This is a genomic window from Polaromonas sp. 39-63-25, assembly GCF_002278925.1.
Classification (GTDB): domain Bacteria; phylum Pseudomonadota; class Gammaproteobacteria; order Burkholderiales; family Burkholderiaceae_C; genus Polaromonas.
Genome location: NZ_NCJH01000006.1, coordinates 466,555 through 492,052 on the forward strand (window position 1 = coordinate 466,555; position 25,498 = coordinate 492,052).

General features: G+C 59.2%; 26 protein-coding genes. All 26 read right to left on the minus strand.

The window, feature by feature from the left end; genetic code table 11:
• Window positions 1-5: 5 nt before the first annotated feature.
• Window positions 6-758 (minus strand): SDR family NAD(P)-dependent oxidoreductase, encoded by a 753-nt coding sequence (locus tag B7X65_RS08695; RefSeq protein ID WP_293593891.1) that lies wholly within the window; start codon window positions 756-758, stop codon window positions 6-8.
• The gene (locus B7X65_RS08700; RefSeq protein ID WP_293593892.1) at window positions 748-1,593 is read right to left on the minus strand and encodes a sugar phosphate isomerase/epimerase; all 846 of its coding nucleotides are present in this window, start codon (window positions 1,591-1,593) and stop codon (window positions 748-750) included. Before B7X65_RS08700 ends, B7X65_RS08695 begins: the two co-directional genes overlap by 11 nt.
• A 1-nt stretch (window position 1,594) precedes the next feature.
• Complete coding sequence (locus tag B7X65_RS08705) at window positions 1,595-2,296, minus strand: class I SAM-dependent methyltransferase (RefSeq protein ID WP_293593893.1); 702 nt, start codon at window positions 2,294-2,296, stop codon at window positions 1,595-1,597.
• Window positions 2,293-2,730 (minus strand): VOC family protein, encoded by a 438-nt coding sequence (locus B7X65_RS08710; protein WP_293593894.1) that lies wholly within the window; start codon window positions 2,728-2,730, stop codon window positions 2,293-2,295. The genes B7X65_RS08705 and B7X65_RS08710 overlap by 4 nt, the downstream gene beginning before the upstream one ends.
• Window positions 2,727-4,103: an aminotransferase class III-fold pyridoxal phosphate-dependent enzyme gene (locus B7X65_RS08715; protein ID WP_293601943.1), complete on the minus strand. Its 1,377-nt coding sequence runs from the start codon at window positions 4,101-4,103 to the stop codon at window positions 2,727-2,729. The genes B7X65_RS08710 and B7X65_RS08715 overlap by 4 nt, the downstream gene beginning before the upstream one ends.
• Window positions 4,104-4,112: 9 nt before the next feature.
• Window positions 4,113-4,838 (minus strand): acylneuraminate cytidylyltransferase family protein, encoded by a 726-nt coding sequence (locus B7X65_RS08720; RefSeq protein WP_293593895.1) that lies wholly within the window; start codon window positions 4,836-4,838, stop codon window positions 4,113-4,115.
• A 2-nt stretch (window positions 4,839-4,840) separates the two neighbouring features.
• Window positions 4,841-5,446 carry an SIS domain-containing protein gene (locus B7X65_RS08725; protein WP_293593896.1) on the minus strand — a complete coding sequence of 202 codons (606 nt, stop codon included), beginning with the start codon at window positions 5,444-5,446 and terminating at the stop codon, window positions 4,841-4,843.
• A gap of 8 nt (window positions 5,447-5,454) precedes the next feature.
• Window positions 5,455-7,347, minus strand: a complete 1,893-nt coding sequence (locus tag B7X65_RS08730; protein ID WP_293593897.1) for an N-acetylneuraminate synthase family protein — start codon at window positions 7,345-7,347, stop codon at window positions 5,455-5,457.
• Window positions 7,344-8,732 (minus strand): CBS domain-containing protein, encoded by a 1,389-nt coding sequence (locus B7X65_RS08735; RefSeq protein WP_293593898.1) that lies wholly within the window; start codon window positions 8,730-8,732, stop codon window positions 7,344-7,346. The genes B7X65_RS08730 and B7X65_RS08735 overlap by 4 nt, the downstream gene beginning before the upstream one ends.
• A complete protein-coding gene (locus B7X65_RS08740; protein ID WP_293593899.1) occupies window positions 8,729-9,445 on the minus strand; it encodes a sugar phosphate nucleotidyltransferase in 717 nt (238 codons plus the stop codon). The genes B7X65_RS08735 and B7X65_RS08740 overlap by 4 nt, the downstream gene beginning before the upstream one ends.
• A complete protein-coding gene (locus B7X65_RS08745) occupies window positions 9,442-10,017 on the minus strand; it encodes an HAD-IIIA family hydrolase (protein ID WP_293593900.1) in 576 nt (191 codons plus the stop codon). Before B7X65_RS08745 ends, B7X65_RS08740 begins: the two co-directional genes overlap by 4 nt.
• 31 nt (window positions 10,018-10,048) lie before the next feature.
• Window positions 10,049-10,981, minus strand: a complete 933-nt coding sequence (locus tag B7X65_RS08750; RefSeq protein WP_293593901.1) for a class I SAM-dependent methyltransferase — start codon at window positions 10,979-10,981, stop codon at window positions 10,049-10,051.
• A gap of 2 nt (window positions 10,982-10,983) precedes the next feature.
• A complete protein-coding gene (locus tag B7X65_RS08755; RefSeq protein ID WP_293593902.1) occupies window positions 10,984-12,852 on the minus strand; it encodes an ABC transporter ATP-binding protein in 1,869 nt (622 codons plus the stop codon).
• On the minus strand, window positions 12,842-13,795 hold the full coding sequence (locus tag B7X65_RS08760) for a transketolase C-terminal domain-containing protein (RefSeq protein WP_293593903.1): 954 nt from the start codon (window positions 13,793-13,795) through the stop codon (window positions 12,842-12,844). The genes B7X65_RS08755 and B7X65_RS08760 overlap by 11 nt, the downstream gene beginning before the upstream one ends.
• A complete protein-coding gene (locus tag B7X65_RS08765) occupies window positions 13,792-14,598 on the minus strand; it encodes a transketolase (protein ID WP_293593904.1) in 807 nt (268 codons plus the stop codon). The genes B7X65_RS08760 and B7X65_RS08765 overlap by 4 nt, the downstream gene beginning before the upstream one ends.
• Window positions 14,595-15,653, minus strand: a complete 1,059-nt coding sequence (locus B7X65_RS08770) for an NAD(P)-dependent oxidoreductase (RefSeq protein ID WP_293593905.1) — start codon at window positions 15,651-15,653, stop codon at window positions 14,595-14,597. Before B7X65_RS08770 ends, B7X65_RS08765 begins: the two co-directional genes overlap by 4 nt.
• 6 nt (window positions 15,654-15,659) lie before the next feature.
• Window positions 15,660-16,982 (minus strand): lipopolysaccharide biosynthesis protein RfbH, encoded by a 1,323-nt coding sequence (gene rfbH, locus B7X65_RS08775; RefSeq protein WP_293593906.1) that lies wholly within the window; start codon window positions 16,980-16,982, stop codon window positions 15,660-15,662.
• A gap of 20 nt (window positions 16,983-17,002) precedes the next feature.
• Window positions 17,003-18,091 carry a CDP-glucose 4,6-dehydratase gene (gene rfbG, locus B7X65_RS08780; protein ID WP_293594106.1) on the minus strand — a complete coding sequence of 363 codons (1,089 nt, stop codon included), beginning with the start codon at window positions 18,089-18,091 and terminating at the stop codon, window positions 17,003-17,005.
• A complete protein-coding gene (rfbF, locus tag B7X65_RS08785; protein ID WP_293593907.1) occupies window positions 18,088-18,861 on the minus strand; it encodes a glucose-1-phosphate cytidylyltransferase in 774 nt (257 codons plus the stop codon). Before rfbF ends, rfbG begins: the two co-directional genes overlap by 4 nt.
• A gap of 3 nt (window positions 18,862-18,864) precedes the next feature.
• Window positions 18,865-20,031, minus strand: coding sequence for a DegT/DnrJ/EryC1/StrS aminotransferase family protein (locus B7X65_RS08790; protein WP_293593908.1), 1,167 nt, complete (start codon window positions 20,029-20,031; stop codon window positions 18,865-18,867).
• Complete coding sequence (locus B7X65_RS08795) at window positions 20,028-20,960, minus strand: GDP-L-fucose synthase (RefSeq protein ID WP_293593909.1); 933 nt, start codon at window positions 20,958-20,960, stop codon at window positions 20,028-20,030. Before B7X65_RS08795 ends, B7X65_RS08790 begins: the two co-directional genes overlap by 4 nt.
• Window positions 20,961-20,965: 5 nt before the next feature.
• Window positions 20,966-22,051, minus strand: a complete 1,086-nt coding sequence (gene gmd, locus B7X65_RS08800; protein ID WP_293593910.1) for a GDP-mannose 4,6-dehydratase — start codon at window positions 22,049-22,051, stop codon at window positions 20,966-20,968.
• Between the two features lie 3 nt (window positions 22,052-22,054).
• Window positions 22,055-23,476, minus strand: a complete 1,422-nt coding sequence (locus B7X65_RS08805) for a mannose-1-phosphate guanylyltransferase/mannose-6-phosphate isomerase (protein WP_293593911.1) — start codon at window positions 23,474-23,476, stop codon at window positions 22,055-22,057.
• Window positions 23,473-23,847 carry a MarR family EPS-associated transcriptional regulator gene (locus B7X65_RS08810; protein WP_293593912.1) on the minus strand — a complete coding sequence of 125 codons (375 nt, stop codon included), beginning with the start codon at window positions 23,845-23,847 and terminating at the stop codon, window positions 23,473-23,475. The genes B7X65_RS08805 and B7X65_RS08810 overlap by 4 nt, the downstream gene beginning before the upstream one ends.
• Before the next feature lie 230 nt (window positions 23,848-24,077).
• Window positions 24,078-24,611, minus strand: coding sequence for a dTDP-4-dehydrorhamnose 3,5-epimerase (rfbC, locus tag B7X65_RS08815; protein WP_293593913.1), 534 nt, complete (start codon window positions 24,609-24,611; stop codon window positions 24,078-24,080).
• A complete protein-coding gene (gene rfbA, locus B7X65_RS08820; RefSeq protein WP_293593914.1) occupies window positions 24,608-25,495 on the minus strand; it encodes a glucose-1-phosphate thymidylyltransferase RfbA in 888 nt (295 codons plus the stop codon). Before rfbA ends, rfbC begins: the two co-directional genes overlap by 4 nt.
• Between the last annotated feature and the right edge of the window lie 3 nt (window positions 25,496-25,498).

A 25,498-nucleotide genomic window follows, 5' to 3' on the forward strand; every position in this document is an offset into this window, starting at 1 on the left:
TGCGTCTAGGCGCGGACCTGCCCGCCGTCCAGCGTCCAGATCGAGCCGGTCGCGAAGCCCGAGCGCGGCGATGCCAGGTAGGCGGCGAGTTCGCCGATCTCGCGCGGCGTGCCTAGCCGCTGCAGTGGCACATTGGTTTCCAGCATGGCCTGCACGCCGGCCGCGTCAGCCGCGAGTTTTTTTTGCCAGACTGATCCGTCGAACAGGATATTGCCCGGTGCGATCGCATTGATGCGCACGCCCTGCGCGCCGAGCGGGCGCGCGATGCCGCGCACGTAGGCATGCAAGGCCGCCTTGGCGACCGAGTACGTGACCGGGGCTCCCGGCACAACCTCGAGGCCGCAGATTGACGAGATGCAGACCACTGCGCCGCGCGAGGTCGCAAGGGCGCCGCGCGCCGCTTCCACCATGTGGATCGCGCTCCAGAGATTGATAGCGAAAACGCGCTGCCACTCCTCGGGCGTTTCGGTGCCCGGCGCGACCGAGCGGCCGCTGCCCACATTGCAGACGAGGATGTCGAGCTGGCCGAGCAGCCCGACCGCCTCGTCGACGACGCGCCGTGCCTCGTCGGCGCGCGTGACGTCGCCGGCTATCGCCGGGCTCTGCAGCGCCACGGCGGTCGCGTTCAGCTCATCAGGATGGCGCGCGTTCAGGACGACCTTGCAGCCTTCGACCCGCAACGCTTCGGCAATGGCGCGGCCGATTCCGCGCGAGGAACCGGTGACGAGAGCTGTTTTGCCGGCGAGCTCAAGATCCATGGCGCTCGATCCAGTCGAGCGCCATGTCGCGATAGCGGCAGAGCGCGCCTGCATGGTCGCCGTCCTGCGCGCGGGCCGTCTGCAGGATGTAGTTACCGCGGTAGCCGGCCCTCGCGAGCGCCGCGAATACCGTCTCGAAATCGGCGCTGCCGGTTCCCAGCGGCACCGTTGTGCCGCCAAGCATGCGGTCTTTGATGTGCACGTTGACGATGCGGTGACCATAGGCTGCGATTTCGTCGGCAGGACGCATGCCGAGGCTGGCGCTGTTGCCGATGTCGTAGTTCACACCGAACAGGGCCGGGTCCAGCCGGTCAATGAAGCGCGCGAGTTCGGCCGGCGCGAAATCCGACTCGAAAACCACCTGCACGCGGAGTTCGGTCAACAGCGGCGCGTGGGCCTGCAGCACGTCGACCAGCAGGTCCTCCTGCGCGCGTGTCGTCAGGCTGCCGTTGTCGACCAGCGGCAGCACCATCATGACGATACCGACCGCGGAGCAGGCCCTGGCCACGGCTCTAAAGTCCTCCTGCAACTGTTCGCCTTGCGCCGCCTCGGCCTTCCAGAACGGACTCTGCATGAAGCAGTCGCCGGTCAGCGAGCCGATGCGTATCCCGTGCTGCGCCCGCAGCGCCGTGACCTCGGCCTGACCGGCCTCGGTGAGCAGCGGGTTGCTATAGAGCAGATCCTGATCGAGCGTCCACTCCATGAGGTCAAAGCCATGCTGGCGGGCCGATGCGAACTCGCTCTGCCAGCATCCCCAGGGAAAGGCCTGGGTCCGGCCGTCCACGAGCGGCGAAAGCCGCCCCTGCATGAATCCGAGACGTGTGTTTGTAGGCATATCAATCCGCTGCTGTTTCAAGAGGTTTGGTGGCGCTGGAGAGCAGCATGATTTCCTTGGAGAACCTTACCCATTTGCTTTGCTTTCTCAAAAAACTCGGCGCTAACAGACGCGTGAGTTCGGCGAAGGGTAGCAGCCAGTAGCCTTGGCCCCAAAGAACCGGTAACTGCCGGAAACGTTCGACTTCGATGTTCTCGAAGCCGTGAATCAGCTGGATGTCGCGCAACGAGGACTGCATGAACGGCGTACGATGCGTGTAGTCCTCGAAATAGATCCGGTAGTTGAATTCCCAGTCGGGGCACAGCGTAATCACAATGCCGCCAGGCTTGAGCACCCGATAGATCTCCTGAATCAGGCGCTCGGGGTAATAAAAGTGTTCGATCACCGATTTGGAATAGATCACGTCGAAGAAATTGTCTTCGTACGGCAGCGGCTCCTTCTCCAGATCGGCGGTGCGCAGGTCGGCATCGGGGCAGTATTTCTCGGCGGAACGCGAGCGATCTACGCCGTGGCCTACCACGCCGCAGTCGATGAAGCCGCCGAGAAACTCGCCGCGGCCGCAACCGATGTCCAGCAGCTTCTGGCCTGCCTTGATCCGGTAACGATCGAACAGATAGTGCGCCAGCCGCGCGGGATAGTTGGTGAGGGGTCGGTCGGTCTCGTTGTAGACGACGTCGACATAGTCGCGTTGGGTTCTAGTCATGGTCTGAGCATTTCCACAAGTTCCAGAAGCACTCCGTCGGGGGCCTCGCAGTAGATGACTTTCACGGCCCCATCGGGAGAGTACTGCGGCGCGGCCTTGAAGCAAACCCCCGCGGCAGTGAGCTTCTCATAGGCTTCGTCCATGCTGGACACAGTCAGCGCGACATGCGTGAAGCCTGTCGAGTATGGCGTTCCGATCCAGGTCGGCTGGTCGGGATGCGAATGAAAATACAGCAGCTCGATCATGCCGCCATCGGGCGCGGTCAGCTTCGAGGTTGTGAGCCGCACGTCCTTGAGGCCCATCATGGCGTCGATGTGTGGCCCCGACTCGTCCATTTGCCGCGCCACCGTGAAGCCGAGCAGGTCGCGCCAGAAGCGCAGTGCCGCTTCGAGGTCAGCAACGACGAGACCGGTATGACGGATCTGCGTAATCATTTGGCGATTGTCTCGGCGATCGCCTCGCCGAGCACCTCGACGCCTTCGAGCAGCGCCTCGTCGGTGATCGTCAGCGGCGGACCAATTTTGATCGATTCACGCCCGGTATGCACGACCAGCAGGCCCTTCTGCATGCAGAGTTCGGCGACCTTGCTCGTGAACGGGCCGTCGGCCGCACCGGTTTCTGGGTGTTTGAACAGCACAGCTGCGATCAGGCCTCGCCCCAGCAGGTGCGAGATACGGTCGGGGAAGCGCGCTTGCAGCTTGTGCAGCGCGGCGAAAAGCAGCTCGCCCTTTCGCGCAGTTTCGGCGACAAGGTTCCGGTTTTCCATCTCCTCGATCACAGCCAGGCCAGCAGCGCAGACCAAGGGGTTGGCCGAGTGCGTGCTGCTCATGTTGCCGACGTCCGGCAGGTCCATGATCGCGGCGCGGCCGATCACACCGGACAGCGGCACGCCGCCGCCCATGCCCTTGCCGCAGCAAATCAGGTCAGGCGTCACGCCGTAGTGCTGGAAGCCGAAAGCCTTGCCGGTCCGGCCGAAACCGGCCTGCATCTCGTCGAAGGTCAGCAGGATGGCGTGCTTTCGGCAGACGCGTTCGATTGCCTGCACATACTCCGTTGGATAGAACACCGCGCCCCAGCCCTGGAAGGTCTCGAGCATGAAGCCGCAGACGTCCTGCGCGAGGTCGATGCCGGCCTTCTCGAGTTTGGCCAAGCTTTCGGCGAGAAACGCTTCGGGCGTGCGGCCAGCCAGGGCCCACGGATAGGGGAAAGGGATGTGGTGGATGTCGGCATCCTGGTAGCCGATCCATTCGCGCTGGGCCAGGTTGCTGCTGAGCATCTGCGCGCCCATGGTGCGACCGTGCCAGTTGCCTTCAATGCAAATGATGCCGCGGCGCCGTTTTCCCTCTTTTTGCCCGTGCATGCGCATGAGTTTCAATGCGCCCTCAGTGGCTTCCGTGCCGGCCGACAGCAGAAATGCCTTTTCGAAGGGGGGACCGGCAAATTTGACGAGTTTTTCGAGGTAGCGCGCACGGCCTTCATGGGCATAGGCATAGCAGCCATACAGGGGGCGATCCAGCGCGGCTTTCATGGCAGCGGTGACGTGCCGGTTGGAGTGGCCGACATTCGCCACAAAAATTGTTGAGGTGAAGTCAATCCAGCGGTTGCCGGCAGCGTCGAAGATGCTGAAGTCCTCGGCCCGGTCCCAGACCAGCGGCAACTGGCCATGCATGGAGCGGGACTCGCAAGCCTCCAGCCGCTCCAGAACTTCACGCGTTCCCGGTGCCGGGATAGCCGTTTTGATCGTGCGGTTTGCTGTCGCGACGAAGGGAACCGGCTGCGGTTGGAGGCAAAAAGAATGTGCGGCCATAAAAATTTCTCAATTAAAAAGTTTTTGGAGGATGTCTGGAATCCGTGTGAGCTGGAATTCCAGATGTGCAAAGTCGTCTTCTGTATCGACTTCCACCACCGAAGGAGTCACAAATGGAATGACGTGGTCGCCATGCATCAGCCCCGCTTTGCGGATGAATGCAGTAGACAGCACATCGACATAGCCATTGGCCTGGTAGGTGCTCGGGAATTGCTGGCGGGCATTGTTGGCACTGTCCAGCGCGGTGTTGTCGGCCCCGAGGCGCTTGAGCTGGCCGCCTGCCGCCATTTCAAAAGTTTTGTAAGCTGACTCGGGCATTTCGTGGACTGACCGCAAAGCTGTCGCGTGAGGCGTGTCCATAAAGGCTTTCACCGCATTGTCAATCAGTTGCGGGTCGCGCAAGGGGGTTGTAGGCCGTATGTGAACCAGATAGTCGGGCTCGCCCGCTTCTGCTGCAAGCCAGTCCAGCGCGTGAACGATGAAGTCATAGTCGGTTGAACGGTCGCCAGAGATCGCCTCAGGACGCAGAAAGGGCGCTTCGGCACCGAGCTTGGTCGCCAGAGCAGCGTACTCTGCCGAATCAGTAGAAACAATGACACGGTCAATCCTGGACGACTTGAGGCACGCGGCTATGGACCAGGCCAGCAGCGAATGGCCTCCCAACAAGCGCACATTCTTGTTGGGCACGCCCTTGGAGCCGGCACGGGCCGGAATGAGGGCTACGACTTTGGTCATCTTCAACTCTCCTTCAGGAAATAGCCGGCTTCAACCAAGCCGCAGACGATATGGCCGATCAGGATGTGGCACTCCTGAATTCGTGCGGTCTCGGATGAGGGAATACATATGCAATCGCACATCTGGCCGAGCCGCCCCCCGCCCGCGCCCGTCCATGCAACGGTGGTGACACCCAGCTCTTTCGCAACCGACACCGCTGCCAGAATATTGGCGCTGTTGCCGCTGGTGGATATGGGAATGAAAACATCTTCAGGTTTTGCTATGGCCTGAAGTTCCCGCGCAAAGATCTGTTCGTAGCCATAGTCGTTGCCGATGGCGCTGATGGCCGAGTTGTTGGTGGCCAAAGCCAGGGAAGCCAGTGGCGCCCTATCAAAAAGGAAACGTGAGGTGAATTCCGCGGACAGGTGCTGGGCGTCGGCAAAACTGCCGCCGTTGCCGGCAAAGATAATTTTGCCCCCGGACCTCAGGGCTGCAATGCAGCTTAGTGCCAGCTGACGTATCTGGTTCAGCAACTGTTCATCGGCCAGGAGTTTTTCCTTGACGGCAATGGACGCGCGTATTTGTACCTTTAGTTCACCTAGAGCTTGCGTTGTTGCGTGCAGTTCCATGGGCACGTTCACAGCGTGCCTTCCAGTTTTTCCAGCGCAATCCAGAAGCCTTCGCCGCCGTTTTTGTGGCCTTGCCAGATTTCGGGGATGAAGGATGCCTGGGGGCAACCTTTGCGAAGAATTTCTCCGAGGCGCACAAAGTCGATATCGCCCTCACCGATTTGCAGCCCCTCCCCGTTCAGGCCCTCGGCGTCGCCTAGGTGAAGATGCGCAGACAGCGGTGCGATCTTCTCGGCGAAGTCGTAAAAATCGATGCCGAAATGGTTGCAGGTCAGACGCGTGTGCGAGATGTCGAAGCACATGCGCAAGTGCAAACGCTTGCACCATTCGACGATTTCCTCGATGCGCACAAAGATGTTCTGGAAGCGCTGGCCACCAAAATGCCAGGGGAAGGGGGCCATGGTCTGAGGAATCAGTTCCACACCGTCCATGTCCAGTTCGGTCAGGCTTTTCGCAAACCGCTCGTAGTAGGCCTGAATCACCGACGAGGGCAATGGCTCGTCCATGGTGAAACCGCCAATGTTGGCGACGATCATGGGGCGCGTGGTTTGTGGAAAGAATCGTTTCAAATCTCGTGTGATGTTGATGACACGCTGCGTTTCCTGCACCGACTGGGCGCGATAGGCTTCATCAGGTGAAGCCAGGTCCATCAGCCGGCTGTTTGCAAACAGCTCTGGTGCATGGACGACAAAACCACAGGGGTAAGTGCCTTTCAGAAAATCATCGGGCTTGAGCTCCATGTCGGAATAAGACAAGTGAAACTCAAACAGATCGGGCTTGATGCGCGCGTTGTATTCCTGGAAGTCGTGGTACCTGACCGGTACACCCCAAGGGCGCTGGAATGAGTAAGGGCGCGGCTCGATGCGCTCGTCCCTGAGATCAGACGGGTAAAAGAAGTCTTCAAGGTTCAGGTCATGCTGAAGGGTACGCCCCAACAGCTTCTCGTAGTGCTGGGGTGAAAGCCCCTGGCCCGGACTGCGCACCTGAACGTGTTCGGGCTTGATGACCGTCCCCTTCGTCAATGCCATCGCTGCCACCAGGCTTTTGCCCAGGTTTTCACGGTTGATCATTTCGCCCTGGGAAATGCGGCGTTCGCGCCCATCACCCAGTGCCTGTTCGATCTCGCGGATGCCCTCGATGAGGCGCTTGAACTCTGCATGCTCCAGGCTGGCGGCATGGTCCGGGCCTTCCATGCTGCGATCCAGCGTAAAGTGGCGCTCCACGACGCAGGCGCCCAAGCCCACTGCGGCCAGAGTCACGGCTATGCCGCGTTCGTGGCCGGAGTAGCCGACCAGCGGATGAATCCCGCGCAGCTTTTCCATCCATCTGAGGTGGATGTCATGCAGCGGTGCCGGGTAGGTGCTGTTGCAGTGAAGCAATACAAACCCGGCTTTTCGTTTGTTCAGGAAATCAGCGGTGATCTGCACTTCTTCGCGCGAGCTCATACCGGTTGAAAGAATCAGCGGCTTGCCGGTGGCGCACAGTTTTTCCAGCAGGGGCAGATTGGTCAGGTCGGCCGACGCCACCTTGTAGGCAGGCACACCCATGCCTTCGAGCACATCGACGCTTTTGTTGTCCCAAGGCGTGCAGAGGTAGAGGATACCCTTGGCCGCGCAATACGCGGCCAATTCCCGGTGCTGGTCTATCGAGAGTTCGAAGCGCCGCAGCAGGTCGAGCACGTATTCAGTGCCTAGATCTTCTCCGTCTTTGCGCAGGGTGCGTTGGCGATAGACCTCGTCGAGGTTGCGCATCTGGAATTTGGCGCAATCCGCGCCCATCTCCACCGCGAGGTCGACCATCTGCAAGGCGCGCTCGTAGCTGCCGTTGTGGTTGTTGCCGATCTCGGCAATCACAAAAGCCCGGTCCGCTCCGATCTCAAAGTTGGCGATGCTGATAGTCATGAATTTTCCGGGTGGGGTTGATTTTTGCCTTCGCGCGACGACCAGGCGCGCAAGCCTTCCTGTTCGAAGCGGAACGGACGCACCTTGAGTCCCAGGCTTTCGAGTTTGGCGATCAGTTGGTGTTTGCGGAATGGCGTGACGTAAAAAAGAAAAAAGCCACCGCCGCCTGCGCCGAGCAGCTTGCCGCCGACGGCCCCGTTGGCGCAGGCTTCCTCATAGATCTGGTCGAGCCGGCTACTGGATATCTTGCTGCTGAACTGGCGTTTGAACTGCCAGGCCTCATGCAACGACTGTCCGAACTGCAGCAATCGCCCCCTTAGCAGGTGATTGCGCATGCGGTAGGTCAGCTCGACATTGGACTGAACCTTTTGCCGGATTCCTTCCTGTTGCATATGGTTGCGCTGGTCCTCATGGATGTCGCCCGAATCATGCGGCGTGCCGGTGTCGCAAAGAACAAGACTTTCTTCAAGTTCAAGCTGGACATCGGTCGGAATCCGTAGCGGATGGACGATATTCTGGTCCATGCGAAATTCCATAAAATTGAAACCGCCGAAAACGGTCGCGTACTGGTCTTGCCAGCCGCCAGCGACGCCAAGATAGAGGCGCTCGGCCTGGAACGCGAGTTCGGCGACTTCATGCGAATCCCAGCGGTCCTGGCGGAACTGATTGAAGCAGCCGAGCACGGTCGCGGAAACAACGGCGGAACCACCAAGGCCTGAATTCATCGGAAAATCGGAGTGCAGATACAACTCGAATCCGAAATCAGGATGAACGGTCTTGAGCAGGGCCTGAATAAGCCCGAAGTCACCTTTTAGACCCAGCACGCCTTGAAGATCTTCGGCTTCAAGCGATGTGCCCAGATCCCGCGAATGAATCCGGATCCGTGCGTCGCTGCGCTTGCGAAGCGTGGCGTGACTGTACAGGGAAATGGTCGTGTTGATGACCGCGCCCCCTTCGCCCGCAAAGAAGTGCGTGAGATCAGAACCGCCGCCGCCAAAACTGATGCGCACCGGTGAGCGGGCTCTTGCATAGATGGGCCCTTCTCTTTGCGCGGGAAGGTAATCCCTGCTGACGATACCCGCCAGCTTGCCGGTCTGATCGAGCAAAGGGATAACCTGAATCCGGTTATCCAGCTGCTTCAGCAAAAGCTCACGCGGCGTGGAGCTGTCGGCCCACACGAAGCTGGGGTTGGCGCAAGAAGAAATTAGATCGTCCAGCGATGCGCCGTCGAGCAGCTTGCGCCGGATATCGCCATCCGTCGCAAGCCCCGTGGTCCGGCCTTTGGCGTTCATCGTCAGGACGATCCCGTGGTGGTTCGCCTCGATCTGTACAAGCGCTTCGCGCAGGGATGCCGATTCGGAAATCAGAAATACATTAAGACTCACAAAGTACCTGCTTTCTGAGACTCAATCCACCGGCAAAACCGGAAATAGTCAGCTGGAATACCGATGTCGACAAATTCGGTGTGTAATGGCACCGCCGTGAGTTCACCCGTGCTGGCCAGACTCGGGAAGACTTCGTCCTCAATCGAGAAAGGCCGACCGTCCCAGTCCCGGAACAGGTTGGCGTCAAGCCGGTACATGCCGGCATTGATCCAGCCCGGACCAACGCTGTTCTTTTTTTCGGTAAACGTACTTATTTTATGGCCTGCTATTTCCACGCGACCATATCTTTCGGTATTGTCGACATGCACGACGCTCATGGCTGGCGCCTGGGCATCGCCCAGCCGGTTCAAGCTCTCGCCCAGCCATGTGTCCGCGTTGGCGACGAGGAACGCCTCCTCCAGGCCGAGTTCCCGCACCGCGTAGGCAATCGCGCCGCCAGTACCGAGTGGCACAGCTTCGGTCAAGGTATCAAGCTCACAGTGGCGGAGGCTGTCGGACGTCCTTTTTTCCATGAGGAATTGCTCAATCAGTGGCGCCTGATGATGTAACAGGAACGTCATCCGGACGATTCCCTGTGCTGCCCAATGATCGATCAGATAGGCGAGGTAGGGCTGGCCGGCCACCGGCGCGAGGGGTTTCGGTAGTTCCGGCACCGCAGCGCGCAGGCGCGTGCCAAATCCGCCTGCCAGGACCAGAAGGTGATCCGGCTTCATGCGCTATCCCTCATCGTCTGGAGCAGCCAGGCAGTGACCTGTGCGAAGTCCTGGCAGACGGCAAATTTGTCCGTCAGTCCCGCCTGGGTGAGTTCGTGATCCAGGTCGTGGACGCCTGTGTTCACGCCTACACCTTGACAGCCGATGTTGGAGGCGGTCAGCAAGTCCGTCAGGTTGTCTCCGACGTAACACATGTCGGCCGGCGCAAGTCGATAGCGGACCAGCAATTCGCAACCAAATCGCGGCGAGGGCTTGCGATAGGCCATCACCTGCTGCGGCGATTCAGGAGAGATGCAGATTTCCTCGAAAACATTCGTGTCGAAATCGAGCTTGCGAATGAGCTCCTCGTTGCATCGTATGACGGCCTCAATCGGGAAGTAGCCACGTCCCACACCGGACTGGTTGGTATGCAGGAACAATTTATGACCCGCCAGTTTGAGTTGCGACAAACCCTCGCGGACTCCTGGGAGGAGTTCGACCTGGGTTGGGTCGCAGAGATAGGGAACATGGCGAATCAGTGTTCCATCGCGATCAAACACGATCAGTTTTGACGCCTGACGAGGAGTTGACATGGGCAATCGGCCAGGCGCGCTTGACACTTGTTCAGGTGCTGGCAATGGCGACAAGCGAGTCGTTGGCGTCGAGTCGCGAAAGCGCGTCGGCATATGCCTGCTTCAACGACGGCGTTTCCAGAACGGAAAGATTCGACTTGTGGCCGCCCGGGCGCTGATGTCTCAGCCAGTGGAGATGATTGGCAATGCCAAAACGCTGCACGCCCTCGATAACAACCGACTTGAAGCCGGCATCTTCGAGAAACGACTTCAACGATTCCCTGGTGTGCAGGATGAGATGCTGAGACCACAAGGTGAATTCGAGGAACTCGGGACAGGACAGCCCCTCGACCAGAAAATCCCTCGCATGGGGCACTTCAATGACGATCCGGCCAGCCCCATTTTTTTTAAGTACGGCGTGAAGATCGCGCAACACCGACGACGGGTTGGGAAGATGTTCGAAAGAGTGAAACAGGAATGCCGTATCGCAATCGCCTTCCATCTGGTCCAGGGTATTGACGCAGGGGATGCCGCTGGACTTGAGGGCGCTCAGGTAGTCGAGCTGCAGCTCTATGCCGCAGACCCGGCTCGCCAGTGGCCTCGAAGCATTCAGGAAGGATCCGGCGCCACACCCGAAATCGCAGATGACTTTTCCGGTGACAAACTGCTTGTAGCTTTCCAGCCTGCGGGTCGTGTCGACATGGTCTTCAAATCCCGCCTGAAGAGTTGCCGCCGGGTCTGCAACGGAATTTTTCCGGTACTCGCCGCTTTCGTAGGTGTCGCTTCCCACATAGTGGCCGTCGATGAACACCACACCGCTGACCACATCCTTGTAGACGTTGATGTTTTTGACATCGCGTGTATCGGTCGCGATAAGTCGCCGGGTGGCGTCGCTGGTCAGCCCCAAGCGACTCAACGCCTGATAGATCGATTCGTCGGGATAGCGTGTGGGAAGAGGAGGTATTTTTCCAGGGGCTTGTCTCATGTTCAATGCTCTTTCCTCGAAGCCTCTTTATCGACCGTCTCGCTGAAGTGGTGCTGCAATTTTCTTCGAAAACTCGGGCTCTCGGCCAGCAACTGGTCGTACGTGCCCTGCGCGATCAGCCGGCCGTTCTCGAACTCGAAAATATGGTCGCAATGGCGGACCGTCGAGAGCCGATGCGTGACCACGACCACCGTCAGATTCTTGTCGAGGGACAGGATCGCCTGCATAATCTGATTCTCGGTGTCCGAGTCGAGAGCGCTTGTGGCCTCGTCCATCACGAGGACGGAGGCACGTTTGTAGAGCGCCCGCGCAATTCCGATCCGCTGCCTTTGCCCGCCGGACATGAACGCTCCCCGTTCGCCGATGGGTTGTAGGTAGCTTGCCGGCCGGCTTTCGATGAAGTCGCGGATTTGGGCCTGTTCGGCGGCATCGCGCACGCGCTCCATGTCTATTTCCGAAAGCGACATTCCGAACGCAATGTTTTCGGCAAAGGTTGAATCGGTCAGGTAGATGTTCTGCGGTATGTGCGCGATGTTTCTCTGCCAGCGCTGATAGCCTTCTTCATTGAGCGGTGCGCCGTCGATGGTCATGGCGCCTTCACCCGGTTGGATCAGTCCCATCAGGATGTCAAGCAGGGTACTTTTCCCGCTGCCGGTGGAGCCGACAACGCCGATGCGCTGGCCGCGCCGGATGGTCAGCGAAACATTGTGCAGGACGTCGGCCTCACCGCTCGAGTAGCGGAAGCCGACGTTGTTGAGCTGAATCGAATGGTTGAAGTCCGATGCTGAGAATCTGTTCCCCGCTGCGTAGCCGGGCGTCTCTTGATCGAGCAACTTTAATATGGCGACGAGAGACGCCTGGCTGCCGTAGATGTTTGCCCAGGAGCTATAAATCTGCTGCAGCGCCGGCAGCATGCGCTGGGCTCCAAGCGCCAGCGCGCCCAGCGTGGGGAGCGCCGCCGCAAGACCCCCGTCATTCTGGCTGAGTTTGTAGGCGAGGGCGGCTATCAGCGTCACGCCCAAGGCCTCTACCGCATAGCGCGGGCTCGCGCTGAAAAAAAGATTGTTGCCCTGAGCTTTTCGCAGCGGCTTTTCTGCTTTCGCATAGATGTCGCAAAAGAAGGCCTGTGTGCCGTCTAGCAGAACCTCACGGATGCTGCCCAAACCTTCCTGCAACGCTTTGATGATTTGTGTCTGCTCGAGCGCAATACGCTGGCTGTCCCGGCGCAGGCGGCGACGCGATGCGTAGATCACGAGGCCATAACTCAGGCTGAACCCAAGTGCGGCCAACGACGCGACCACCGGGTCTATCAGGAGTAGCGTGGTTAGTATCGCGGCCAGAAGCACGACCGAACTTAGCAGCGTGGGTATGGCCTGAAGTATCCCGAACGCCACATCGTTGACTTTGTGCGTGACGCCGCTGATGACTTCGCTGGTGTTTCTGGATATATGGGTGTGGTACGGCTGATAAAGGGTTCTTCTGTATAAGTCGATGCTCAAGTCGGATGCGCTCGCATAGGCGATCCGCGTGCTGATCCAGAGCAGGAAAATTCGCAGCGCGCCCGCGGCCAGCGCGGCCGCAACGAACAGCGCGGTCAGGGGCAGCACAAGCCCCGTGGGGGTGTCCGCGACCCCCGTGGGCACAATCCAGGCGAGGACGCGATATTGCGCCACCTGTGCCGGATTGATCAGAACGGCAAGAAACGGCAACACGGCGCCGAGACTGATCACCTCCGCGAAAGTGCTGATGAGCATGACAAAAAGCAGAACGACAAAATGTCCTTTTCTGCGTTTGCTCATATGCCGCCACAGCAAGGCAAGCAGCTTCAGGATTCCCGGGTTTGGTGCCATGCGATGCTGTTCAGGAGCCACGGTCTTGGGGTGAGGTTGTCGACATGCCAAGAGCCGCGAGAAAATCCCCGACACGCCCCGCGACCGATGCCGGATCGATTTTGTGCTCTTGAAGCAGGTAGTCCCAGCTGCCGCAGAACGCCGAGAAGCGGTCTTCGACGCCGATGCGGCAGAGTGGTAGCGGCCGCGGCGATGCCGCGAGCTCTTCGGCGATGCAGGCGCCGAGGCCGCCCATAACCGAGTGCTCCTCGAGCGTCACGACCGCGTCGACGCGGCCTGTGAGCTGGCGCAGTTGCTCGCGGTCTATCGGTTTGATCGACGGCACGCTCCATATCTCGGCGGCCAGGCCCTGGGCGATCAGATCCATCGCGAACCTGACCATCGAGCCGGTCGCCAGCAACGCGACGCGGCCCTGGCTCTCGCCGACGCGCAGCATCTCGCCGGCGCCGCGCAGCGTCAGCGGCGCCGTATGCACATCGCCGCGGTCACTTTTTCCCACACGCAGGTAAACCGGTGAGGCGAGTTTCAGGGCGAGCTCCATGGTCGCCGTCATTTCAAAACGGTCGGCCGGTGAAAGCACAGTCAGCGAAGGGATGGCCCGCGTGCAGGCGATGTCTTCGGTGGACTGGTGGCTGGTGCCCAGTTGACCGTAAACCAGGCCGGCACCGTCGCCGATCAAAATGACGGGCAGGTTCTCGTAACACACGTCAATTTTTATCTGCTCGAGCACGCGCACAGGGACAAAGGCCGCCAGCCCGTAAACAATGGGTTTGAAGCCGGCCTTGGCCAGGCCGGCAGCCACGCCCACCATGTTTTGCTCGGCGATGCCGCAGTTGATGTACTGTTCAGGCCGGGCTTTGCGGAAGGCGTCAAACAGTGCATAACCGTGGTCGCCCGTGAGCAGCAACACTTTGGGGTCGGACAGCGCAGCGGCTACCAGTGCGTCGGAAAATGCGTTTCTCATGCTGTGTACCCCAGCTCGGTGATGGCGGCTGCGTAGGTTTCGGGTGTAAGGCGTGTGTAGTGCCAGATGTTGTTGTGTTCCATGAACGAGACACCTTTGCCTTTGACGCTAGTAGCCACAATTGCCTTGGGCTTGCCGTTGCGGGCGGCCTTCATGTTGCTATAGGCCGCGTCGATGGCTGCTTCGTCATGCCCGTCGATAGTGACCGCATCAAAGCCGAAAGCCCTGAATTTTTCCTCGATGTTTCCCAGCGCGATGACGTCGTCGGTCGTGCCCATGGCCTGAAAACCATTCTTGTCGACAATCACCACGAGGTTGTCCAGCTTGAAGTGCGCGGCAAACAGGGCTGCTTCCCAGATGGCCCCTTCATTGAGTTCGCCGTCGCCGACCAGCGCATAGCAGGTCTGCTCCGTCTTATTCAGTTTGGCCGCCAGCGCCAGACCTGCGGCGACCGACAAGCCGTGCCCCAGCGAGCCAGTGGTCGCTTCCACACCGGGCACATGGGCGTCGGCCAGGCCTTTCAGGCGGGTTCCGTCCTTGAAATAGTTGCCAATGTCGTCGTCCGTGAGCCAGCCCAGCTCATGCAGGCAGGCGTACTGGGCCATGACACCGTGGCCCTTGCTGAGCACCATGTAGTCGCGGGTCGCCATAGCCGGGTTGGCGGGATCGAGCTGCAGGTGCTTGCGATACAACACGGCCAGCAGCTCCACGATGGAAAACGCACAGCCGATATGAACGGTGGCGCCGGAGTAAGCCATATCGAGAATGGCTTTGCGGATTTGATTTGCGTTGTACTTGTTCATAGTGCCGTCGCCGAACGACTCCAGTGGATGGTTTTAAGCAGGGCGGTATGGAGCGCTGTGTACTCGGCCAGGCCCAGCTCATGCCTTGCCTTGAAGGTGTCGGGTACATAACGCGGTGTCGGCGCATCTTGCGCGGCTGTCGTCTGCACCTTGATGGCGGCATCCGTACCCGCCGCATCAGCGACTTGCCGGGCCAGTGCTGCAATCGATACTGCATTTTCCGAGCCGACGTTGTAAGCCTGACCCGATGCGCCAGAACCAAGGAGGCGCAAGAGCCAGATGCAGAGATCGGCCATGTAAAGGTAAGAGCGTAGCGGGCGTCCGTCTCCCTGCACATTGATGGATTGCCCGGCTAGCGCGTCACGCATGAAGTTGCCGGCCGCAAAAGGTCCGTTGAGCGGCAAGCCGGGCCCGATGAGCGCGAAGATGCGTGCTATGCACGACTCGAATCCGGCTTGTGAAGCCTGGGCCGCATGAGCCGCTGCCAGCCACTCGGCCGCACGTTTTCCGTTGCCATAGGCGGCGTTTGACTGCAGTGGGTCAGGCGCCCCGTTATAAGTTTCGGGCACGCGCTCCAGGCTGGCTGGCTGCGGCCCATACACGGCGCCGCTTGAAGTCAGCAGGAAGCGCGAGACGCCACTTGCATGAGCCAGATCGAGCACGCGCCGCGTTCCCAGCACAATCGAGTCAAACACCTTGATGGGGTTGCCAGCCTTGAGCAGGTCGCCCACGTCAGTGGCGGCGTGGATGCAGAGGTCCAGCTTCCCTACAGGGTCGGCAAAGGTGCTGACGTCGCCAGCCAGCAGAGAGGTGTCTGCCCTGCTGAAGACCTGGGGAGCCTGCTGCCGGGCACGCTCTGGCTCACGAGTCAGTACGACAAGTTCAATTTTGCTGCCGAGCCTGTCGTTGGCGCGCTGCATGGCCTGCAGCAGCCAGGTGCCGATGAAGCCGGTACCGCCGGTCATGAACAGCCTCGCTCCGCCAAAGCGCGACCAGAACTCCGGTGTCAGCGATAACACCAGGTCAAGATCGTCGTGGGGCAAGACAGCACGCATGACAAATCAGAAGTTCACGCCGAGATAGGTCTCGATCTTGCGCGCTGCGAATTCCATCATAGCCGGTGTCAGCGAAGGTTGGACACCAATCCAGAAGGTGTTGTTCATCACATTGTCGGTATTGGCGAGATCACCGCTGATGCGGTACTTTGCTCCTGCCATGTAGGGCTGGCGGGTCAGATTGCCGGCAAACAGCAACCGCGTTCCTACCTTGTTCTGGTCCAGATAAGTCAGCAGATCAAGCCGCGTGACCGGACAGTTTTCTTTCAAGGTGATCGGAAAGCCGAACCATGAGGGATCGGAATGTTCGGTCGCCTCGGGCAGGTTGACAAATTCTTCGCAGTCTTTCAGGCGCTTTTTCAGGAATGCAAAGTTGTCCTTGCGGGCCTGGATGAATTGCGCTGCCTTGTCCAGTTGGGCCAGCCCGCAGGCGGCCTGCATGTCGGTGATTTTGAGGTTGTAGCCCAGGTGGCTGTAGGTGTACTTGTGATCGTAACCTTCGGGCAGGTCGCCTAGCTTCCAGCCAAAGCGCTTGCCACAGGTGTTGTCCTTGCCGGGTGGGCAGTAGCAGTCGCGCCCCCAGTCGCGGAAGCTTTCAGCAATGGTTTTGAGTTCGTCGTGGTTGGTAAAGACCGCGCCCCCTTCACCCATCGTGATGTGGTGGGCCGGGTAAAAACTCAGGGTGGCGATATCGCCAAAAGTGCCGACCATCTGACCGCGGTAGGTTGTGCCCAGCGCGTCGCAGCAGTCTTCCACCAGCCACAGCTTGTGCTTCTTGCACAGGGCCGCGACGACATCGAGGTTGAAAGGGTTGCCCAGCGAGTGCGCCAGCATGATGGCCTTGGTCTTGGGGCCAATGGCTGCTTCGATCTTGCTGGCGTCGATGTTGTGGGTGAGGCGGTCCACATCAACAAACACCGGCACGGCGCCAAACTGCAAGATGGGATTGACGGTGGTTGGAAAACCGGCGGCCACACCAATGACTTCATCGCCGGGCTTGATCGCCCTGTCACCGAGCTTGGGCGACGTCAGTGTGCTGAACGCCACAAGGTTGGCCGACGAGCCCGAATTGACGGTGATCAGGTGCTTGACGCCGATGAAAGCGGCGAGCTTCTTCTCGAACTCGGTGTTGAAGCGGCCGGTGGTGAGCCAGCCGTCGAGCGAGGCCTCGACCATATTTTTGAGCTCTGCGCCATCCAGCAGCTTGCCCGAAGGCGGGACCGCAGTAACGCCGGGGAAAAAAGGCTCGGGCGCCAGCGCAAGAGCGGCGTACTGTTCCACCAGCGCGGAAATCTGGTCGCGAAGGGCTTGGGTTTGTGCGTTCTGCATAATTTGAAAATCCGCGGGGGTCAAGTGGGGTTGGAAATCAATGCTTGTGCCTGGTAGGCCTGGATCTGTCCTTGCGTGAGCGCGCGCAGATCAGCGCCGGCCTGTCTCGCCTGGGCCCAGTCAACGATCAGGCCCAGTGCCTGCTCAAGTCGCATGACTGGATGCCAGTTGAGCCGGTGGGCGGCTTTGGAGATATCGAGTTTGAGATAGTTGGCCTCGTGTGGGTGCTCGCCAGCATCGATTTGCCAGCTAGCGCCATCAGGCCACTGATCCGCGAGTCTCCTGACAATCCACTCCACCGGTCGTGCGTCGTCGCTGTGCGGTCCGAAATTCCAGCCCTCGGCAAACGCCGGGCCTGCCGTGTAGAGCTTTTCGGCCAGCGTCAAATACCCGCGCAACGGCTCCAGCACATGTTGCCATGGTCGGGTTGCATGCGGGTTACGTATCACCACAGGCTGGGCTTTTTCAAACGCCGCCAGAATGTCGGGAATCAGTCGGTCCTTGGCCCAGTCGCCGCCGCCGATCACGTTGCCCGCGCGAGCCGTTGCCAGCGCAACGCCGTGCTGCGCATGGGTGTGGGAACTAAAAAAAGAAGACCGGTAGGCCGCGCTCACCAGCTCGGCGCAGCCTTTGCTGTTGCTGTAGGGGTCGTAGCCGCCCATGGGCTCATTTTCACGGTAACCCCAGACCCATTCCTTGTTCTCGTAGCATTTGTCTGTGGTCACGTTGACCACTGCTTTTACGCCTGCTGTCTGGCGTACGGCTTCCAACAGGTGTACTGTGCCCATGACATTGGTGGCATAGGTCGCGACCGGTTCGGCGTAGGATTCCCGCACCAGCGACTGCGCGGCCATGTGGATGACAATTTCAGGCTGCGCAGCACGCATGGCTTTGATCAGGTCCGGCAGATTGCGAATGTCCCCGTGCACAGATTGCATGCCTTCGGCTACCCGGGCTTGCACAAACAAGCTGGGTGATGTCGGCGGACTCAGGGCATAGCCGGTGACAGAGGCGCCCAACTGTTGCAACCAGAGCGACAGCCAGCTGCCCTTGAAGCCGGTGTGGCCAGTCATGAAGACGCGTTTGCCCTGCCAGAATGCGGGTGTCATTTCCAGACCTTCCACGGTGCCTTGCCCGAGGCCCAGAGTTCTTCCAGGTGAGTCTTGTCGCGCAGCGTGTCCATGGGTTGCCAGAAACCTCCATGCTGGTAGGCGGCCAGCTGGCCTTCATCGGCCAGTGTTTCCAGCGGCGTGCGCTCCCAGACGCTGCTGTCATCGTCAATGTACTTGAGCACCTCTGGCGACAAGACAAAAAAGCCGCCGTTGATCATGGCGCCGTCGCCCTTGGGCTTTTCCTTGAAACTGCGCACCTTGTGACCATCGAAGTCGAGCGCGCCGAAGCGCCCGGGCGGCAGCGTGGCGGTCAGCGTTGCCTTGACCTTCTGGGATTGGTGAAAAGCAACAAGTTCGGTGATGTTCACGTCGCTCACGCCATCACCATAGGTAAAGCAGAAGGCCTCTTCGTCCTGGACATAGGATGCCACACGCTTGAGCCGTCCGCCCGTCATGGTTTCCTCGCCCGTGTCAATGAGCGTGACACGCCAGGGCTCAGCGCTTCGCTGATGCACTTCCATGCTGTTTTTGCTCATATCGAAGGTGACGTCGGACATGTGCAGAAAGTAGTTCGCGAAATATTCCTTGATCAGGTAGCCCTTGTAGCCGCAGCAGATCACGAAATCGTTGACGCCATGGGCTGAATAGATCTTCATGATGTGCCACAGAATGGGCTTGCCACCTACCTCGATCATGGGCTTGGGCTTGGCATAGGTTTCTTCAGATATGCGAGTACCCAAACCTCCTGCAAGAATGACTGCCTTCATGGTTCAAATGCCTTTCAGTTGCCTGACCGCATCCTCAATGGAATAGTGGTGGTTACCGACGAAGAGCCCGTTGCTGTCGATATGCTCGGCATTCGTGAGTACGCCGGAAATTTCCGAATTGAAGTACTTCACCACTTCATTCTTGGCAAAGTTGCCCGCCACAATCGGACGTACTTCAAAGCCAAGCGCGTTGAGCTTGCTCAACAGCGCATCGCGAGTCAGGCTCACGCCGGGACGTATCACTAGGCTGAAGCCGAACCAGCTGCTTGCGCCAATTTCTTTCTGGATCAAAACCGCCGGGTGGTCTTGCATGACTGTCTGCAGCATGGCCGCATTTTTTCGGCGCTCTGCCACCAGCGAAGGCAGTTTCTTGATCTGCTCGATGCCGAGGGCGCCCGACATTTCGAGCGGCCTGACGTTGTAGCCGGGCAGCACGAAGCGGAAAGACTCCTTGAAGGGGTCATCGCTCTTTTCACCGCAGACATGGTTGAACTTGGGCAGGTTGCGGGTCCAGCCGTGGGCGCGCAGCGACAGCAGGATGTGGTGCAGCTCTTCGTCATCGGTACTGATGAGTCCACCTTCCATGGTGGAAATGTGATGCGAGAAGAACGAGCTATAGCTGCCCATCACGCCAAAAGTGCCGGCCTGCTTGCCCTTGAACTGCGCGCCCAGGGACTCGCAGTTGTCTTCAATCAGCGTGATTTTCTTGTCGCCAATGATGGACTTGATGCGGTCGAAGTCGTTGGGGTTGCCCAGCAAGTTCACTGCCATGATCAGGCGGGTCTTGTTGGTCACGGCTTTTTCGAGCGCGTCCAGATCGAAGTTCAGCGTTTCGAGGTCGATGTCGACGAACTTGATCTTCAAACCGTACTGATGGAGCGGGTAATAGGTCGTGCTCCATGAAACGGCAGGCACGATGACTTCGTCGCCCGGCTTGAGCGCCAAGTCGGGGTTTTTCGAATAGAACAACGCGGCCACCATCAGCAGATTGGCCGACGAGCCCGAATTCACCATCACGCAGTGTTTGGCGCCCAGGTAGCTCGCAAACTGCTTTTCGAATTCGAATACCTTCGGGCCCATCGTGAACATGCCCGATGTGATGACGCGCTGGAGCGCATCGTATTCAGCCTGGTCCCACGTGGCGGTGGCTAGGGGATATTTGAAGCTCATGCGTGCTTGTCCTGCAGGTAGTAGTGATACGCTTTTTCTATGCCCTCATTCAGGGCGGTGGCCGGCATCCATCCCCAGGCGCGTTGCCTGCCAATGTCGACCAGTTTCTGCTTCATGCCGACGGGTTTGGTGGTGTCGTGCACAAATTTCCCCTGCCAGCCAATGACTTGCGCCGCAGCAACGTAGTATTCATTGATGCTGTAGTCGTGGCCCAGGCCGATGTTGATCAGATCCGGCAACTGGTCGAAGTCTTCCATGGCGCGAAGCACGGCGTCGGCCAAGTCGCCCGCATACATGAACTCGCGGCGCGCCGAGCCGTCACCCCAGATCTCCACCTCTGCCAGATTCTGGACCTTGGCTTGATGCACCTTGTGGATGATGGCGGGGATCAGGTGCGAATGCTGTGGTGAAAACTTGTCGTGCCGCCCATACAGGTTGCAGGGAATCAGCGTTTTGTAATGCAGGCTCGGCGTTTCGCGATGGATGTATTCGCAAAGACGCGTGGCAAAGATCTTGGCGAGTGCGTAACCCTCGTTGGTGGGCTCCAGCTCCCCCTTGAGAACCAAGTCCTCGCCTAGGGGGTTGGGTGCGTTGCGCGGGTACATGCACGAGCTTGCCAGATTGAGCAGCTTGCTGACGCCCGCTTCGCGCGCAGCAAGGATGACGTTGCGCCCCAGGTCCACGTTGGTCACCAGAAAGTCCACCGGGTGAGCGATGTTGGCCTGGATGCCACCGACCCTGCCCGCTGAGTGTATGACCGCATCGGGGCGCAGGTCGGCCACGAACTGCCGGGTGGCCCTGAAATCCGTCAGGTCCAGCTGCTGGCTCGTCGGTGCAACGAATTCCCATTTACCGGCGTCGGGGTGCTCCAGAATGTTCTGGCCCACCATGCCGCGGCCGCCTGTGAGCAAAATGCGAGGTTTTGCCACCGTGCTCAGCCCTGGTTGCGCAGGGCTTTGTGACCGCTATGCTTGACCTTCAGGTCAAACTCTGCCTCCGTCATGTCGGACTGGGCCATCTCGGCAACCAGTTCCGCAAAACTGATTTTGGGCACCCAGCCCAGCTTCTCGCGCGCCTTGGTGGCATCGCCCAACAGGGTCTCAACTTCGGTGGGACGAAAGTAGCGCGGATCGACAGCCACGATGCATTTGCCGCTGCTGGCGTCAAAGCCTTTTTCCGCCTCATTGCTGCCTTCCCAGCGAATCTGCAGGCCCAGCTCTTTGGCTGCGGCATCGACAAACTCACGCACGGTGTACTGCACACCGGTGGCAATCACGAAGTCTTCGGGTTTGTCCTGCTGCAGCATCAGCCATTGCATCTCGACGTAATCCTTGGCATGACCCCAGTCGCGCTTGGAGTCCAGGTTGCCCAGGTACAAGCAGTCCTGGATGCCAAGTTTGATACGGGCCAGCGCCCGGGTGATTTTGCGGGTGACAAAGGTTTCACCGCGAACCGGGCTTTCGTGGTTGAACAAAATCCCGTTGCAAGCATACATGCCATAGGCTTCGCGGTAGTTGACTGTGATCCAGTAGGCATAGAGCTTGGCAACGGCATAGGGGCTGCGCGGATAGAAGGGCGTCGTTTCCTTCTGCGGAATTTCCTGAACGAGACCGTACAGCTCCGAGGTCGAAGCCTGGTAGAAGCGAGTTGTTTTTTCCAGGCCCAGAATACGCATGGCCTCCAGGATGCGCAGTGCACCCAGGCCGTCGCTGTTGGCGGTGTACTCGGGCTCCTCAAAGCTCACAGCCACATGGCTCTGCGCCGCCAAGTTGTAAATTTCGTCGGGCTGCGTCTGCTGGATGATGCGTGTCAGGCTGGACGAATCCGTCATGTCTCCGTGATGCAGAACGAAGCGCTGGTTGGGTTCATGCGGGTCCTGGAACAGATGGTCGATGCGGTCGGTGTTGAACAGCGACGTGCGGCGCTTGATGCCGTGCACGATGTAGCCTTTGCTGAGCAAAAATTCAGCGAGATAGGATCCGTCTTGTCCGGTGACGCCGGTGATAAGTGCTTTTTTCATTCTTTAGGCCCTGCCGTAGTTGTCTGTGAATCGAACGATGTCGTCTTCGCCAAGATAGCTGCCGGACTGGACTTCGATCATCTCGAGGTCGGTCTTGCCGGGGTTTTCCAGGCGGTGGGTTTCACCAATTGGAATGTAAGTTGACTGATTCTCCGTGAGGAGGAAAGTCTCACTGCCTTTGGTCACCAGCGCGGTGCCGGAAACCACAATCCAGTGCTCTGCGCGGTGGTGGTGCTTTTGCAGGCTCAGCGATGCGCCAGGCTTGACAGCAATGCGTTTGACCTGAAAGCGCTGGCCGCGGTCAATGCTGTCATACCAACCCCAAGGGCGCGCCACCTTGCGATGCATGCTGGCTTCCGGGCTTTTTTGCGTCTCCAGCCGTGCCACCACGTGCTTGACCTGCTCGGCATGGCTGCTGGCTGCCACCAGCAGCGCATCGGGCGTGTCTATGATCAGCAGGTCCCGCGTGCCTAGCGCGACGACGGTGCGGTGTGGCGCGTGAATATATGTTCGCTGGCTCTGGACAGCCAAGCCCAAGCCGTCAATGCGGTTGCCCTGGTCGTCAGCTGGCGTTAAATCCGCCACGGCATTCCAGCTGCCCACGTCGCTCCAGGCCCCGGAAAACGGCACCACCGCCACGTTTTTATGATGTTCCAGAACGGCGTAGTCGATGCTGTCGGAGCGGCAAGCGGCGAAAACCTCAGGCTCAGGCCGAACAAATTGCTGGTCCGGCCTGGCTTGTGCCATGGCCAGCCGGCAACTTTGCAATATATCGCCTGCATGCTGCTGCAGTGCTTCGATCAAGGTGCCGGCCTGAGCCAGAAAAATCCCCGCATTCCAGAGCACATTACCTTGCAAAATCAAAGCTTGCGCCCGATCGGCGGCAGGTTTTTCAATAAAACGGGCCACGCCAAAGCTGCCATCGCCGCTGGCAGCGCCCTGTTCAATATAGCCATAAGCCGTGCTGGGAAAGCTCGGCACGACGCCAAAGGTCACGACGGCGCCCTGACGGGCCGCCACGACGCCTTGCTGAACCATGGCCATGAAAGCCTGGGAATCAGGAATGTGGTGATCCGAGGGGCAAAACAGCAGCAGGTCCTGCGGCGCGGCCGTCAGCGCCGCCAGCGCCATCGCGGCAGCCGTATTGCGCGCAACCGGCTCCAGAATGACTTGCCCTTTGACTTTTGCCGCCTGCATGGCCTCGCTGACCAGAAACCGGTGCTCTTCGGCGGCAACGCAGATCACCTCGGGGGCTGCTGTGCCGTCGCTACCGGCTTGCGCTACACGCTCCAGCGTCAGCTGAAGCAGGCTTTTGTTGTCAATCAGAGGAACGAACTGCTTGGGAAAACTCTTGCGCGAGAGTGGCCACAGCCTCGTACCCGAGCCGCCACAAAGAATGACGGGGGTGATTGTTAGGTTGGTCATGTCAGGCCTGATTTTTCTTGTGCTTCGTTAACTTCAAACTTAAGAGCTTCAATTTCGACTTTGAGACCTTCGTATTCAGCGACCTTTCTCTCCAAAAACCGGGCCGTCAGACCTGCTTTCTCAGCAATTCCCACAGGCGTCAACAGGTAGGCATAAGCCAACTTTCGCTGGCTTTTACGAAAGCGCTGCATCTTGATGAAGCCCTTGTCCAACAAAGCCTTCAAGCAGTAATTAGTTTTCCCAAGACTCACCCCGAGTGCGTCAGCCAGGTCGCGCTGATTCATGTGCGGATTGCCCTCAAGCAGACGCAAAACCTTGAGATGATTTTCTTCCTGGAGCGGGGAAGGCAGCAATCGCTTTGACTCGGACATGATTCTGAAGCTCTTTCAACGACCGTATTCGACAGTCCGATGGCAAAATTTCTTGCTGTTCAGTCGATGAACACGGATGTTACCATGCTGGAACCGGCGTGGCCAACATGGTGCAGTTGAGAGACTTAAAGTCCGAATGAATCGGTGCAACCGCCGGATACAGATCAAACGCGTCGAGGAGTTCCTGCGCACACCCATGCAGACGAATTGCTATCGCCAGTCGCAGGAAATCAGACTGGTTTGAGCTTTCGGCCTTGGCGATCTTTGGCAGAAAGAATGGGGGGCGATCGTAGAGGCCACTGAATGCCAATGCCGGGATCATCCCATGCAAGACAGGCTTCATCAGTTGGCGAGTAGTACTCTGTCGTCTTGTACAGGACGTCAGCACTCTCACCAAGCACCAGAAAACCGTGAGCAAAGCCAGGTGGCATCCACAACTGCCTGTGATCGTCTTCATTCAATTCCAACCCGGCCCATTGTCCAAACGTCGGCGATGCGGGGCGGATGTCGACGGCCACGTCGAAGACGGCGCCGCGCACCACGCGCACCAGCTTGCCCTGCGGCTGGGTCACTTGGTAATGCAGGCCGCGCAGCACGCCTTTCGCCGACCGGCTGTGGTTGTCCTGCACGAAGCTGAAATCGGTGCCAGTCGCGGCATTGAATTCGCGCTGGTTGAAGCTTTCAAAAAAGAAACCGCGCGGGTCGCCGAATACCCGGGGTTCGATGATCAGGACATCAGGAATAACGGTAGAAGTCACCTTCATGACTGGCCGCGCTCCTTCAGCAGGCGCAGCAGGTATTGCCCGTAGCCGTTCTTGGCGAGTGGCTGCGCCAGCTTCTCGAGCTGGGCATCACCGATAAAACCATTGCGCCAGGCAATTTCCTCAGGGCAAGCGATTTTCAGACCCTGACGATGCTCCAGTGTCGCGATGAACTGACCGGCGTCGAGCAGACTGTCATGGGTTCCGGTGTCCAGCCAGGCGTAGCCACGTTGCATGATTTGCACCGTCAATTGACCGCGCTCCAGGTAGGCCAGGTTGACGGCCGTGATTTCGAGTTCACCGCGGACGCTCGGCTTGATCGATTTGGCGATCTCGACGACCTGGGCATCGTAGAAATAGAGGCCGGTCACGGCATAGTTGCTCTTGGGAACAACCGGCTTTTCTTCAATGCTGCTGGCCTTGCCGGCCGCGTCGAAGGCCACGACCCCATAACGCTCGGGATCCTGCACATGGTAGGCAAACACCGTCGCGCCCGCTTGCTGGGTCTCAGCATCTAATAGCAATTTGTACAGGTCGTGCCCGTAGAAAATATTGTCGCCGAGCACCAGCGCGCTGGGTGCGCCCGCCAGAAATTCCTCGCCGATGATGAAGGCCTGGGCCAGCCCGTCGGGACTCGGTTGCATAGCGTAGTGAAGCTTCATGCCCCATTGCGAACCATCACCCAGAAGTTGTTCGAAGCGCGGTGTATCCTGCGGCGTGCTGATGATGAGCACCTCGCGGATGCCCGCGATCATCAGCGTGCTCAGCGGGTAATACACCATGGGCTTGTCGTAGACCGGCAGCAACTGCTTGCTGATGGCAAGGGTGGCCGGGTGCAGGCGGGTGCCGGAGCCGCCGGCGAGGACAATGCCTTTGCGTTGTGTCATGAA